The organism is Bacteroides graminisolvens (assembly GCF_963666085.1).
Taxonomy (GTDB): domain Bacteria; phylum Bacteroidota; class Bacteroidia; order Bacteroidales; family Bacteroidaceae; genus Bacteroides; species Bacteroides graminisolvens.
Genome location: NZ_OY762556.1, coordinates 3,419,948 through 3,434,353, shown reverse-complemented (window position 1 = coordinate 3,434,353; position 14,406 = coordinate 3,419,948). Strand labels below are relative to the sequence as shown.

Annotated in this window: 10 protein-coding genes; 2 read left to right on the top strand and 8 right to left on the bottom strand. The window is 43.9% G+C overall.

What is annotated here, in order from left to right; all coding sequences use genetic code 11:
• Positions 1 to 56 precede the first annotated feature (56 nt).
• Positions 57 to 1,676 carry a hypothetical protein gene (locus ACKPCE_RS14395; RefSeq protein WP_319505690.1) on the top strand — a complete coding sequence of 540 codons (1,620 nt, stop codon included), beginning with the start codon at positions 57 to 59 and terminating at the stop codon, positions 1,674 to 1,676.
• A 182-nt stretch (positions 1,677 to 1,858) separates the two neighbouring features.
• Entirely contained in the window at positions 1,859 to 2,470 is a 612-nt protein-coding gene (locus ACKPCE_RS14390; RefSeq protein WP_027318012.1) for an RNA polymerase sigma factor, read from the top strand.
• Here the strand turns inward: ACKPCE_RS14390 and ACKPCE_RS14385 are convergent.
• The 8 genes from ACKPCE_RS14385 to ACKPCE_RS14350 form a co-directional block, all read right to left on the bottom strand.
• Positions 2,418 to 4,448: a kojibiose hydrolase gene (locus ACKPCE_RS14385; RefSeq protein ID WP_319505689.1), complete on the bottom strand. Its 2,031-nt coding sequence runs from the start codon at positions 4,446 to 4,448 to the stop codon at positions 2,418 to 2,420. The genes ACKPCE_RS14390 and ACKPCE_RS14385 overlap by 53 nt on opposite strands.
• A gap of 3 nt (positions 4,449 to 4,451) precedes the next feature.
• Positions 4,452 to 6,152 (bottom strand): alpha-amylase family glycosyl hydrolase, encoded by a 1,701-nt coding sequence (locus tag ACKPCE_RS14380; RefSeq protein WP_319505688.1) that lies wholly within the window; start codon positions 6,150 to 6,152, stop codon positions 4,452 to 4,454.
• A gap of 133 nt (positions 6,153 to 6,285) precedes the next feature.
• Complete coding sequence (locus tag ACKPCE_RS14375) at positions 6,286 to 7,848, bottom strand: RagB/SusD family nutrient uptake outer membrane protein (protein WP_319505687.1); 1,563 nt, start codon at positions 7,846 to 7,848, stop codon at positions 6,286 to 6,288.
• A gap of 16 nt (positions 7,849 to 7,864) precedes the next feature.
• Entirely contained in the window at positions 7,865 to 11,167 is a 3,303-nt protein-coding gene (locus ACKPCE_RS14370; protein ID WP_319505686.1) for a TonB-dependent receptor, read from the bottom strand.
• Positions 11,168 to 11,284: 117 nt separating this feature from the next.
• Positions 11,285 to 12,364: a FecR family protein gene (locus tag ACKPCE_RS14365; protein ID WP_319505685.1), complete on the bottom strand. Its 1,080-nt coding sequence runs from the start codon at positions 12,362 to 12,364 to the stop codon at positions 11,285 to 11,287.
• 156 nt (positions 12,365 to 12,520) lie between these two features.
• Entirely contained in the window at positions 12,521 to 12,988 is a 468-nt protein-coding gene (locus ACKPCE_RS14360; protein ID WP_024996729.1) for a nucleoside deaminase, read from the bottom strand.
• A 54-nt stretch (positions 12,989 to 13,042) separates the two neighbouring features.
• Positions 13,043 to 13,927, bottom strand: a complete 885-nt coding sequence (locus ACKPCE_RS14355; protein WP_319505684.1) for an outer membrane beta-barrel protein — start codon at positions 13,925 to 13,927, stop codon at positions 13,043 to 13,045.
• A gap of 21 nt (positions 13,928 to 13,948) precedes the next feature.
• On the bottom strand, positions 13,949 to 14,395 hold the full coding sequence (locus tag ACKPCE_RS14350; RefSeq protein WP_024996727.1) for a DUF6108 family protein: 447 nt from the start codon (positions 14,393 to 14,395) through the stop codon (positions 13,949 to 13,951).
• Positions 14,396 to 14,406: the final 11 nt, after the last annotated feature.

The following is a 14,406-nucleotide window of genomic DNA, read 5'->3' as shown; positions in this document are numbered from 1 at the left end:
GCAAGAATGAAACTTCCTAATTCATGCATATAACTTAATAGTTAAATACTACGATTATGAAAAAGGTAAAAATGATAATATTAGCAGCTCTGTCTGTGTCGGCTCTGACGGGCATACAGGCTCAAACCTTATATGATGCAAGCAGGCTTTTGGATAACGACCTGAACGGAACTGCCCGTTTTGTGGGTATGGGTGGAGCGATGGGAGCCCTTGGAGGCGACATTTCTACCATGGGTACTAACCCCGCAGGTATAGGTATTTACAGAAGTAACGATGCCATGATTTCGTTTGGCTTTAAAAGCCTCAATACGGAATCGAAGCTGGGCAGTAGCACGAACGAAACGGATAAATTCCGTGGTTCATTTGATAATCTGGGATTTGTATTCTCTAATAAAATAGGTAATCGCACGGCCTTGAAATACGTAAACTTCGGCTTCAATTACCACAAAGCCAAATCTTTTGATAAGGATATGGCGATGGGAGGGGCTTTTTCAACGCTTAAAAATGGTGAAATGATTACTATGTCGCAAGTTGATGTCTTTGCAGCAATGTCTCAGGGACTGAAATTCGATTACTTAAAATCTGATGCTGCGTTTACTGACGGTGGTAGCGATGCTGCTCCCTGGCTTGGAGCCATGGCATTGAGAACAAGATTGATTGGTACGAAGGAAGGTACTAATGACCAATATCAGACTAATGTAGGGTTTACCGATGATGGTCAGGGCAATCTCGTTTACGCACCCGTTAATGGTGCTTATCGTTCTCGTGAAAGAGGAGGTGTGCATTCTTATGATTTCAACGTTTCATTTAATTTCTATGACCGTATTTATTTAGGTGCAACTTTGGGTGCTTATAGTGTTGATTATTCACGCTACTCAATGTATAGTGAATCGTACAATGGAGATGCTTCCAATTATTCATTAGAAAATTGGTTTGACACAGACGGATCGGGTGTTGATTTTAAACTGGGCTTGATTGTTCGCCCTTTTGAAACGCTTCCTCTTCGAATTGGAGCTGCTGTGCACACACCTACTTGGTTTAAACTGGAAGATCGTGCGTCGGCCATTATAACTTCCGATGTAGATATGAATAGCAATGGAACAATAGATTATGACGAATTGTATCAATATGACACGATGGACTTCCCTGGAGAATCGGTTAATAAATATGAGTTAATTACTCCTTGGAAGTACAACCTTAGTTTAGGATATACCATTGGTCAGTCTGTTGCATTGGGGGCCGAATACGAGTACTCTGATTATTCAACAGCGAAACTGAAGTACGACAACGGTAGTGATATGGTTTTTGAAAATAACGGTATTAAAGATGGTTTGAAAGGTGTCAGCACCTGGCGTTTCGGAGCAGAATTTAAGGTGGTACCTGAGTTTGCTTTCCGTTTGGGCTACAATAACACTTCAGCTTCAACATTTAGCGATACATTTAAGAACTTACCTATTAACACGATTCGTACCGATACCGAATATGCTAATCGTAAAGCAATTAATAACTATACCATTGGTTTTGGATACAGAGGTGAGATGTTTTATGCAGACTTGGCTTATCAATACAATACGTACAAAGAAGATTTCTATGCGTTTGACAACGTTGATTTACCGGCTACTAAAATCACGAACTCAAACAGTCAGGTGTTGATGACACTGGGTGTGCGGTTCTAATCTATTTAATGTCACAGTTTTCATAGCAATATAATTTTTTTTAGTGTCTAAACTCCGGAGGCGTAACAACCTTCGGAGTTTTTTTGCATGAATATAAACCAGCAGTTGGATGTTATTAAAATAATAACCATTTTTGTAATTGCAAAGGGCATTGTTGCAACAGTTTGCATTAAGAAAAAAGCATGAATAACCTGAATCGTGAATCATCCGCTTCTGATAGAGATCTTTGGCAAGCTTTTTTAGCCGGAGACAGAGAGGCTTTTGCCCGTTTGTTTCACCTGTATTCCGATGCCATGTATGCCTACGGCAAAAAGATTACTCCCGATGCCGAACTGGTAAAAGACACCATTCAGGATGTTTTTGTGAAGTTGTATCAAAACAGAGCGAACCTGAGTGAAACCGATTACGTGAAAGGGTATCTGTTTATGGCGATGAAAAGAACACTGCTGAATAAAATGTCAAACCGGATTATGTTGTCTATTGACAATGAAGAGGATGTGCGCTTTGAAATTGATCTCATCACACAGCAATCTACAGCGGATGAGGAGGAATATAGTGAGGAAGACAGACAACGCCTGGCGCGTGCACTAAAGGAGCTTACTCCCCGGCAACGCGAGGCTGTCTATCTGTATTACATTCAGGAAGTGCCGCTCAGTGAAATTCCTGATTTATTGGGCATGAACTATCAGTCGGTACGCAACCTGCTGCACCGGGCAATGCTTAAGTTACGACAGTCTGTCTCTACTTCTGAATTAGGAATTTCTCTCGTTTTGCTCCGATACCTTTCAGAGTGAGTTTCTTCCAATGAGACGGGAGGGTACCGCGTTTTATTTGTTTTACGCCGCTGTCGGTGATTTCCAGACCGCCAAACCCCATCAGTACACTTTGTAATACGCCACCTGCTCCTGTTGCAAAATAGGGATTATCACCTCCTTTTGTCTCGGCAATCACCCTGAAAGGAGGATTTAGATTAGGTAAGTAGGCATCTTGAAAGAAATGCCAGGCTTTATCGGCCTCGCCCAAACGGGCATAGAGCAATGAAAAAATGGCTTGGGTCATGGCAGGGGTGTTTTTCTCAGGCACTCTCACGGAATAGAATTCCAAATCTTTCTTGATCTGCTGCGGGTCACGTATCAGGTTTAACGGATAGGGCAGCAGGTTAACATCTGCTTGCTTGATGTTTTCTCCGTTATACGTGCGATGTTCTTTGGTTACTCCATCGGCGAACTGATAGAAACTGAGCCGGGATGCTAATGTTTCCCAATCGGGATTTCCAGCTTGTTTGAGTATGCGCGCTGCTTGTGCCGCGGCTTGTAAGTTAACCTTAGCCACGCCGTTGGTAAAGGCGTCATCGTCAACATTCTCTGCCCACTCATCGGCTGCTACTACATTCTTTATGTGAGCTTTTCCGTCGGCCTCGTATTCAGCGCGACTTAACCAGAAGTTGGCTGTTGCCTCCAATATGGGGAATCCTTTTTCGGCCAACCACTTTGGGTCTTGCGTAACACGGTAATAATTCCATGCTGCCAGTGCCACACAGCCTGAAATGTGATGCTCAAAGGTGCCGGCCAGGGCCCAGACGGGAGTCTCTTCAAATCCGCTGTCACTGCTTTCCCATGGATACATGGCGCCTTGGTATCCGTGTTCAAAAGCGTTCTTTTTGGCTGTCTCCAACCGGTTGTAACGGTAATCAATCAACGATTCGGCCAGTTTGGGTTGTAACATCAACAGAGCCGGGAGCATCCAGGTGTCTGCATCCCAAAAAATGTGTCCGTTGTATCCTAAACCGGATAATCCCATGGGGGAGATGGAGAGGGCGGAGCCTTGGCGTACAAAGGAATAGAGGTGATAAATCATGCTGCGGATGTCTTGTTGTGATTGGGCATCGCCTTCTATTTCAATGTCGCTCTTCCACAATTCACTCCATTGTTGTTTGTGCATCTGAAGCAGACGGTCGCATCCTTCTAAACTGGCGAAGACGGTGAGTCGATCGGCTTCGTTGATCGGATCGGGGTGATGGGCGCTGGTGAGTGTTGACCCTACCACGCAAAAACGATATTTCTCTCCGTTCTTCAACGTTTTGCTAAATCTCATGTAGTGACTGTTGTTGTTGGGGGTGCTGTGAATAACACGGGGTTCTTCGCCGGCCTTTTCGGGAAACAGAAACGATGAGGATGCACAGATTTTCAGTTTGCCTGTGGGACTCATGGCTTGGGTCGACATCAGTTTAACGGAAGCATGCTTGCGATTTATTTCGTTGTAATACATTTGTCCGTCACGAAATGCGTCCGGGGTTTCGTGTATGTTGGTTGCGCTGATGGTAATATCGGCATGTGGGGTTATTTCTATTACCAGCAAAGCTGAATAGGGGAGTTGACGCAGCGCCAGAAAGGAGTAAGTCACTTCTGCCTTGTTGCCGAAACGAAAGGAGGAGCGGTGAATGGCTTCTTTCATGTCTAACTCTTGTGTGTAGGAACTGATGTTTTCCATCCGGAGTGTTTGTCCGTCTATGCTGAGGGTTGCGTTGAGCATGTTGTAGCCGTTGAGGAAGTTACTAACTCTTCCCCGGCCGTATTTGTCATAACTGCCTGCCAATACTACCTGACTGGTGCGTAAAGGTTCGGGTGACGACACAATGCCCAGCATACCGTTGGCCACGGTAACTCCGTAATAGTTTTGTGGGTCGATGTGGTTAACTTTGATGCTCCACGGATCTTGTGCAGAGGTGTGCGCAGCAAGAAAGACGAATAAATAAATGATGTATCTTTTCATGGCTTAGTCTATTTTATATATACCGATTGATAGGGGTTGAACGTGAAGGTGAAGGTTCTTGCCCCGCAACTTTACGATCTGCCCCTGGTGGCTGTTTTCATTGATAATTGGAGTGAGTTTGCTGAACGACCGATTGTATCTTCTCACGGTTTTAATTTCTTTGCCCGATGGGTTTATGCAGATCAATATGCGCTGGTTTCCTTTTCTTCTTTCGTAAACCAACGGGTAGTTGTTCTTCCCTTCTTGCCAAAACTTAATTTCGCTGCGACAGGCCAAAGCGGGGTATTCTTTGCGAAGTTTTAATAGCCGGCGGGTGTAGTTGAGAAGTGAATGTGGATCGTTCTCTTGTTTTGCTACGTTGGGACGGTTGGCTGACGAGTCAACCGGCAGGTAGAAATGTTCGATCGATGCAGTCGAGAAACCGGCTCCGGCATTGGCATCCCATTGCATCGGGGTGCGTGAACCGGCTCTGTTTCCTTTTGACAAGAGGCTTCCTTCTTTGTTGGGCAACCCGTCTATGTACTTCATTCCGATTTCATCTCCATAATAGATAAGAGGTACGCCGGGCAACGTGAGGAAGAAGGTCATAGTTGTTTTTAACTGTTCCATGCTGTTTCGTCTACCGCTGTTGGGACGCTGAAAATCATGATTGGATGTAGGGATGCAGATGTGTCCTTTGTCACCGATTACCCGAATGCAATCGTTGAGGTAGCTGATAAACGGATCGGGGTTACCAACGCCTTTCAAATCGAAATAACACGTATCTCTGCGGTAGGTACCTACTTCGTTAAACATCATCTGGCTGTATCCGGTGTTACCGAAGCAGATAATAAAATCCATCATAAAACCTACCTGAATAGCTTTTTGGGGGTTGCTCCATTCGGCAAGTAATATTCCTTCGGGGTACAGACTTTGAAAATGGGTGCGTATTTCATGCCACAAATAGGTGGTGCCTACTAAATGAGGATCATTCTTGACCAACGATCCTGCCAAATCAACCCGAAAACCGTCACAACCCATCTGCATCCAGTAATCCATGATGTGTATCAGTTCTTGTCGGGTGGCAGTAGGTCCGGGGGCGGTAACGGGTTCTTCCCACGGATGGGAGGGGTTGGGTTCTCCGTATCCGTAATTGAATGCCGGCTGGCAATCAAAATAGTTTTTACGGTATGTGCCGTTGCGCTCAAACTTACCCGAAACAAATCGGTCGGGCCGTACGGTGGAATCATTAGTCCATATATAACGGTCGGAATAGGGATTCGTTTCTTTTTGTTGGGAATATGTAAACCAGGGCGATTGATCGGAACTGTGCCCTGCCACCAAATCGAGTACAACTTTCATTCCTCGTTCGTGAGCTTCTTTGAAAAGCGTCCTCAAATCATCGTTCGTACCGTAACGAGGAGCTACTCTGTAGAAATCAATAACGTCATAACCTGCGTCCATGAAAGCTGAATGAAAACAGGGGTTTAGCCATACCGTATTGCAGCCTATCGACCGGATGTAATCCAAACGGTTGATGATACCTTGGATATCTCCTATACCGTCTCCGTTACTATCTTGAAAACTTTGCGGATATATCTGGTAAAAGGAGGCATGCTCTATCCATGCGGGCAAAACAAAATGTGTGTCTTGGGCATTGGTTCTATGTACGGAGAACAGACACAACAAGATGCTAAGAATGGTTGGAGAAAGTCTCTTCTTCATTGTTTTAGGGTTTGGTGAGTGAAAGATAAAAGCTACAAGCCGCTGCATCACAGTCAGCTATTGACAGGCACATGATGCAGCTTCTTGTAGCCGGAGATTTTTTACTTAATAAGGGTAGCTTATAAAAATAAGCTTATTGATATTGGTCGTTTTGTTTCAACTGCTCATTGGCTTCGAGAGCGCTCAGAGGTATGGGCAATAAAATTTTGTATGGTTCCGACGCCGGCTTTTCATAACGGGCTTCGCAGTAACGGTTGAAACGAACCATGTCGTTGCGGCGTGACGGACCGTCCCAATAGAACTCATATCCGCGTTCATTGTATATCTTCTCGAGTGTAAGCTCTTCTTTTTTGTAGGTGCTCACGTGGCGTTTGTTTCTCAGTTCATTGATGTCAGTCAATGCACCATCCACATCTCCCGAACGGAACTTCGCTTCTGCTCTCATCAGATATACATCTGCCAAGCGGTAGTACTGAAAATCATTTTCACTGTTGCTGCCATAGGTTGAAGTGGGGTCGGGCGCGTATTTTACTACACGTGCGCCTTGGGCTTCGGTTGAATTCTGTACACTGAATTCGGGCGTGAAGATGAGTTTGCTTCCGCTGCGCGTAAGCAGTTCGCTGCCGTTTGCGGAGTATTGCTGACCAACGAGTATGCCCAGGTTAAACCCAATTTGACTTTTTAACCGGTTATCTTGATAACGAGGGTCGGTGGTGTCCCATGTAGCCAGGAAGGTGGGAGTGGTACAGCAACCGTTCCACATGCTGGTAAAGCTACCAAACTTTTGGTTATAGTGCAGGGTGATATTCAACCAGGGAATACCTTTCAATCCGATGGCATTGTTAAAGATAATAGGCAGAATGGTTTCTGTGGCATCAGATTCTTTCTGATTGTCGGCCAGATAGAGTTTCCAGAAATCGGTAGACAGGGTATACTTTCCCGAACCGATGATGTCATCACAAAGATCAATAGTTTCTGTCCACTTTGATTGTCCGTCGGCAAAAGTAGGAGCTGTGCCGGTATACACCTGATAGTTGAGATACACTTTAGCCAGTAACAATTGGGCCGCAGCTTTGGTTATTCTGCCATAAGGTACCTCACCCTTTTCTTTCAACTGAGGAATGATGGTTTCTAGTTCCGTGATGATGCGGCTCAAGGCTTGTTCCCGTTCCAAGATAACAGGTAGTTTGGAATAGTCGGTCTCCGTATATTCACGCATGGGGAAATGGCCGAAACAATCCATCAGGTGGTACATGCACAATGCTCTGATGAAAAGAGTTTCATTCACATAGTTCTTTACCTCTTCGGTTTGTTCCAGTTTGGTGAGATACTGCAAAGCCACGTTGCACTTGGTGATTCCCAGCATAAAGCTGTTCCAGGTGTTTTTGATATACGTATTTTTGCTGTCGTATTCATGCGTGAACAGCGTACGGTAGTTGGAATTGTTCCAATCGGTTCCGCGGGTAGGAAAGACCATTTCGTCCGTCAGACTTTCCAGCACGAGCCAAACGCCGCTTCTGCTTTGTAAATCACGCAGGTAAGCGTAAGCAGGAGCAACAATGCTGCCGGCATTACTGGTATCGGATATAGTCTCTGACTCGTCTTGCTCATTTAAAACTTCTTCTTTCAAATCGGTACACGATGCAATGCTAAGAAGAGTAAGGGCTGTGTATAGTATAATTGCTATTTTTTTCATGTCAGTAATATTTTTGTTAGAAGTCAATTGATACACCTAAGCTATAGCTACGCGCCATGGGATAGTTGGTCCACCCGATGCCCAGCGCGGGAACGCCGTTGCTGGTTCTGTTGGAGTTCACTTCGGGGTCATAACCCGAATATCCGGTGATGACAAACAAATTGTTTCCGGTAAGGGTGAAACGCAGGTTGCTGATGTATCTTTTGTTTTTCAATGGAACGGTATATCCTAATGTGGCGCTGCTTAACCGCAGGTACGAACCGTCTTCAATGTAACGACTTGAATAATCGAGCACATTGTTAAACGCTTCATTGGTTTGGGTGGCGTGCACCGTGGTGTTGCTTCCTTTGGAAAACATACTCAGGTTGTCAATCACATTGGCCAGGTTGTTGTAAATGTCATTGCCTACCACACTGTTGAAGTAGAGACTGACATCGAAATTCTTCCAGGCAACGGAGGTGTTGAAGTTCAGAGAGAAGTCGGGTTGCGCATTGCCTATACACTTCTCAACCACTTTGCCGTCGGCATCTTTTTCATAGATGCTTTTGCCGTTTTCGTCGAATCCGAGGAAGTTATATCCCCAGAAGGTTCCAATAGGGTATCCGCTCTTGATGATTTGTGAAGAGAATCCGGTAATGCCCGGACCGCTGGGGTTACCTGTGGTGATGGACGACATGGGCAGGTTTTTCACTTTGTTCGTGATGCTTGAGAAATTGACTCCTGCATTCCAACGCCAGTCTTTTGTATCAATGATTACTCCATTCAATCCAACTTCAAAACCTTTATTGACAATTTTCATATCGGGCACGTTGCTCCACACTTGTGTGGTGGGTGCCGGAGAAATAGAATATACTTGTAAAAGCACATCCTTGGTTGTTTTCGAGAAGAAGTCGAACGTTCCACTCAAACGATTTTTCAAAATAGCGAAATCGAAACCGATGTTTATTTGTTCGGTACGTTCCCATTTCAAATCGGGGTTTGGAGTACGGGTTAGGGTAACTCCCTGAGTAACGGTTGTTCCTCCGTCGAGCACGGCACCATCGGTACTACCTAGTTTGATTTGAGATATCTTATTGGGAATTTCCTGATTACCGGTTATACCCCAGCTCAGACGAAGCTTTAAGTTATCAAATACGTTGAGGCTCTTGATAAATTGTTCCTCACTCATGCGCCATGCAAAGGCAGCCGACGGGAAGAAACCGTATTTATTGTTTTCTCCGAACTTAGTTGAACCGTCGACACGGAAATTTGCAGTAAGCAGGTATTTGTCCAGCAGGTTGTAGTTCACACGACCGAAGAAAGATTGCAATTCGTTGACTGTTATGTTTGAGGTTCCGGTAATATCGGTGTTTTTTCCGAAAGATAAATCATACAGGTAGTCAATGTTATCGATGTCAAAACCTGTTTCCGAGAAGCCGTACCAATAGTTGCGGAACTTCTGGTAAGAGTGACCCGCCAATAAATTGAATTTATGTATGTCTTTTACCTTGAAATCATAAGTAAGATAATTCTCAATCAAGAAATTGCTTGCTTCAACGTTGTTGATGTTGGCCGTACCCTTGTCGCTCATATAGATAAGCTGCTTATCCTGGGTTACTTTTCTGCTGGCTTTGGTTTCGTCAAAAGCCACGTTCATTTTATACTTCAGCCCTTTCCAGATATCAAGCGTACCGGTAACATTGGCCAAGATTCGGTCGGTTTCCGTATTATCATTGGTCAGATCAATCATGGCAACCGGGTTTCGCACATCCTGACTCTTCTGATAGTAAGTTCCGTCTTCGTTGAAGACTGGGTAGGTGGGATTAACTTTCAGCGCGGTGAGCAACAAGTCGCCTTCGTAACCACCCGATTGTCCGAGCGGAGCCCGTTTATCTTTTGTACGTGTGGCCATCAGACTGGCTTCAAACAACAACTTGTCGTTGAATGTTTTCTGACTTAAATAAAAGCGTCCGGTGTATTTCTTCATCCCGCTTTTCTTGATGATACCTTCCTGATCCTGGAAGCTTAATGAAGCGCGATAGTTTCCTTTCTTGCCTCCACCGCTTACTGCCAGGTTATGATTGTGCGATAAGGCTGTGCGGAATATCTCATCCTGCCAGTTGGTGTTTGCTCCACCATCATCAATGGTAATTCCTTTTTCACTGGCAAATGCCCGATACTGATCAGCCGAGAGAACTTCGTATTCATTGGGCAGTTCAGAAACACTGGCATAGGCTGAATAGGATACCTTTGCTTGTCCTTCGGAACCTTTCTTCGTAGTAATCATGATCACTCCATTGGCACCTCTGGCTCCGTAAATAGCTGTGGCAGATGCGTCTTTCAGGATGTCGATGGATTCAATATCGTCCGGATTTAGAAAGTTCAACGGGTTTTTGCTTCCAGTACTTCCGATACCTGTGGTACTTGCACCCGATGGTTGCAAATCGTCTGATGCATCCAATGGCACTCCGTCAACAACATACAGCGGGTCCTGCCCGGAACGGATTGAGTTAGAACCGCGTACGCGGATGGTTACGCCTCCACCGGGTTCACCTCCGTTGTTTGTGATGTTAACACCAGCCACACGTCCCTGAATAAGTTGAGAGGGTGAGCTGACCAGTCCGGTATTAAAATCTTTAGCTTTTACGCCCGAAACAGAACCGGTCAGGTCGCTTTTCTTCATGGTACCATAACCTACCACCACCACTTCGTTCAGCAACTCGGCATCACTTTGCATCTCGACCTTCATTTGTGATTGGGCTTTCATTTCAAGTCTCTTGTATCCTACATACGAGAATACAAGGCTCTTGCCTGCCGGTACGTTCAACGAATATTTTCCGTCAATATCGGTTATTGTTCCGGAAGTTTCACCTTTTATTTGCACATTCACACCAATCAGGGCTTCACCATTTTCGTCGAGAACCGTTCCCGACGACAGCATCTTTGCGGAAGTTTTGCTGTCCTTCTGATTGGACCGAAATATGAGAATCTGTCTGTCGGAAATTTCATAACTCAACGAACTTCCTTTCAGCAATTGAGTCATTATTTCGTTGATGGAACCCGAAGTGATGTTAAGCGTAACGGGTTTATCGAGGTTTACACTCTCCGTATTGTATACAAACACGAACTTGCTTTGCTGCTCTATTAAAGTCAGCACTTCTTTGATGGGCTTGTTGGCCACTTTGATAATTATATCACCCGATTTTGTTACTTCGGCGGGATTGGAAGTTGCATATGCATTGGTCACATTTGCACTTAGGAAAAACAAAATATAACTTGCAATCATCAGTCTGTTACAAATAAATTTTGTATACTTGCAGAAATAATGTTTTTTGTTCATTATTGATAGATTTTGGTTATTAAAAACATTTAGAATCAAAGTCGGGGGCTGAGAAATATTCGCACTATTTCTTGGCCCTTCTGGTTTTTGGTGTGCTCACGTCATAGGCATATCTTTTTAAGGTTTCTCTTTCGTTATTTTAATTGTTCTCTGTTCTTTCGTGATAGTAACCTGCGCAATGCGACTGATATTTTCCAATACTTCGTTCAACGATACGCTGATATCTAATTTTCCGCTGATGTGTATACTCTCCATTTCTTTCCAATTATAGCTAAAAACTATGCCGTAGTGTGATTCTATGGTTTTCAGCACTTCGGCAAGCGACTGGCTATCCATTATCAGCAGGTTTTCTTTCCAGGCAATGGCGGGTAATACATTTACGTTCTCGGCTACATGTGCAGAGGCGGTTGTTTTATTATATATAAATTTTTGATTGGGTACCATGATAACCGATTCTCCTTGTTCCGGAGTTACTTGTACGGAACCCTTAACCAGCAAGACTGATTGTTCGCCGGAGTGGGGGTAGGCAACTACCAGAAACTCTGTTCCCAATACACTAATATCCATATAGTTTGTTTGGGTGATAAAGCGTTTGTGCTTATTTGGCGCAATTTGCATGTAGGCTTCTCCTTCCAGTTTTACCTCTCGTTTGTCTTTCTTGAAATGGAACGGAAAAATAAATTTGGATTGCTCTCTGAGTATAATCTTCGAGTTATCCGCCAATACGATTTGTGCACGTTTGTTCTTGGGCACAGCAAGTTGCATGTACATTTCTTCATCCTGCGGAACGGATAGTTTAAACGAAGAATTACCGGCTGTTTTTATTTCAAGCTGATTGCTTGAGGGGAGGCAGTAAATTTCCACTTGTTCTCCCAATTCAATTTGCTGATCGCCGAAATACAATCGGGTATTTCTCAAGGTGTCAATGTCAACCAAAGCCGACAGGCGGTTGTATGGGATGTTTGTGAAAGAAGTCTGGTATACCACAATGGAGACTGTTATCAAAACAAGAGCAATAGATGCTGCTACATACCAATTCCTGAGGTGAGCAACAGATCGCTTCTTTCCTGTAGTTCTGCGTTCGATGTCTGCCCACATCACACGCTTTTCTTCAGCACTGAGTCTGGGTTCTGCCTTTTTCAGTATGCGATAGGACGTTTCTGAAAAAAGGGGATTGTCTTTGGATTTGTTTTCCATATTCCGGTGCGTATTAATTGTCTCTATAACCCATACAGGTCATCGGTTGCTTTTGTACTCAATAGTAACTGTTTTTTTGGGGAAAATAAAAAAGCACTGTTACCAACTTACTCATTTCAGTTTGGTAACAGTGCTTTTTCGGAATGAACAGTTCGGTTAATATTCTACTTTATCGTCCTTATCAGTCCAACGTTCGAATGCCTTGATTGCTTCATCTCTGAGTAAAACTTCAGAAGGGAGCTTCCTTTCGGATGGCTTTAAATCGAGTTCGTCATAAATGAACGAATCATCAAAGCCTATGTTTTTGGCATCTGTTTTATTATTGGCGTAATACATTTTATCTAAACGGGCCCAGTATATAGCTCCCAAACACATGGGACAAGGTTCGCAGGAAGTATATATTTCATAGCCGCTTAAATTAAATGTGTTTAATTGAGAGGTGGCTGCGCGTATGGCGCTTACTTCAGCGTGAGCGGTGGGGTCACATGATGCGGTTACTCTGTTAACTCCCGTTGCTACAATCTCTCCGTCTTTTGCTATCACAGCACCAAAAGGACCGCCTCCATTTTCAATATTTTCTTTGGAAAGCTCAATGGCTTTCCTCATAAGTTCTTCTTTCGTCATTTGCTAATTCATCATTTTATTGTTCACCGGCAAACGTACGAAAAAAAACTGTAGTTACCAATACCACACCAGTCCGAAACTTACCGGATTCCAATCGGGACCTTTATCTTTTTCGAATAAACTGATTGGAGAATACCGAAGGTAAGCGCCTATGTCATCGAAACCAACCTGGGCTAAAAGATTAAGTCCGACGGGTCTTACATTCAGATCTTTGCCTAATGTGTGTCCGTGACCGTCATATTCAGCTTTTGATTTTACCCAGCAACGAATTTCGGCTTCAGCTCCGAGTGAAGCAAATATCGGACCTTTGTTGCCACACTTGCTTTGCCACTCAAGCAATAACGGAATGCGGAAATGGTTGTAGCGCAAGCGGCTCTGACTGTATTCTATTCCTTGAGAAGGAGCAACAAGCACGGTTGCACTTCCTATTTTTTCGAATCCTTTGTTTCCGTCAACTCGAAAAGAGGTGTAACCAAATCCTAACCCGGTGGTTAATCCCCAATGGCGGTCGGCACTTAACACGAAAGAGCCTTGAAACAGGTTTAATCCGATTTCCCATGATTTAGAACTTACCAAATCAATGCCGTTGGCATTGTTGAAACTCAGGTTGTCGGCTAAATTGGTATAACCCATATATAAACCGGCATAATGAGGATCAAAATGGCCGTACGATTTCTTTGATTTACTAAAAGGCACCGCCAACTCAAATCTTCTTTCCGTACTCTGGCCATCCATGTATACCCCTTCGAATATTTGGTCGTTTTCAATGGTGTCACCGTGGCTTGATTGTTCGTAGAGTTTTACTTTAATCTTACCATTCCCTTCTTTGATACTAATCTTTCTGCCGTTTACATAAAGGGTTGTATCTTTGGCAGTGTTCTCTTGTGCGATGCCTGCTACCGGTATCAATAACAGGCACAATAATAGGAGCTTCTTCATAATAGTTTTTTTATATCATTATTAGTTTTTCTTCATAAACAACATCGTTACCAGATCGTCGGCTTCCAACTCTCCTTCAATGTAAATCAACGTTGCCGATTGTTTGGCATTTGTTTTAAACAAGATGAAGCGGTTGATCTCGTCTTTTAGTTGAGGCAGTTGATAATATCCGGATTGAATTTCACCTCCCGAAATAACTTCTTTTACTTTCTTAGCCTTTTTCTTATCGGCTTCGAGGCAACGCAGAATGAAAGGCAGTTCGTCACTTGCATTCTTGAACGTGATACTTTTATAGAGTGTCATTTCATAAGACTCAACTATCTCGTTAGACAGCTCTACCATTGTTACCCCTTTTTGTTTTCCGTATTTTTGGAAAACAGAGGCAATCTGCAATCCTTGCTGGGCATAGATGCTCGATGTGCAGCTCAGTAAGGCTATTATACATAGTAACCGAATGACTTTACTCATAATTCTACTTC

Bases quoted from the DNA above. Each gene is read 5' to 3' on its own strand.
- ACKPCE_RS14395 (WP_319505690.1), top strand. From the start codon at position 57: ATGAAAAAGGTAAAAATGATAATATTAGCAGCTCTGTCTGTGTCGGCT.
- ACKPCE_RS14390 (WP_027318012.1), top strand. From the start codon at position 1,859: ATGAATAACCTGAATCGTGAATCATCCGCTTCTGATAGAGATCTTTGG.
- ACKPCE_RS14385 (WP_319505689.1), bottom strand. From the start codon at position 4,448: ATGAAAAGATACATCATTTATTTATTCGTCTTTCTTGCTGCGCACACC.
- ACKPCE_RS14380 (WP_319505688.1), bottom strand. From the start codon at position 6,152: ATGAAGAAGAGACTTTCTCCAACCATTCTTAGCATCTTGTTGTGTCTG.
- ACKPCE_RS14375 (WP_319505687.1), bottom strand. From the start codon at position 7,848: ATGAAAAAAATAGCAATTATACTATACACAGCCCTTACTCTTCTTAGC.
- ACKPCE_RS14370 (WP_319505686.1), bottom strand. From the start codon at position 11,167: ATGAACAAAAAACATTATTTCTGCAAGTATACAAAATTTATTTGTAAC.
- ACKPCE_RS14365 (WP_319505685.1), bottom strand. From the start codon at position 12,364: ATGGAAAACAAATCCAAAGACAATCCCCTTTTTTCAGAAACGTCCTAT.
- ACKPCE_RS14360 (WP_024996729.1), bottom strand. From the start codon at position 12,988: ATGACGAAAGAAGAACTTATGAGGAAAGCCATTGAGCTTTCCAAAGAA.
- ACKPCE_RS14355 (WP_319505684.1), bottom strand. From the start codon at position 13,927: ATGAAGAAGCTCCTATTATTGTGCCTGTTATTGATACCGGTAGCAGGC.
- ACKPCE_RS14350 (WP_024996727.1), bottom strand. From the start codon at position 14,395: ATGAGTAAAGTCATTCGGTTACTATGTATAATAGCCTTACTGAGCTGC.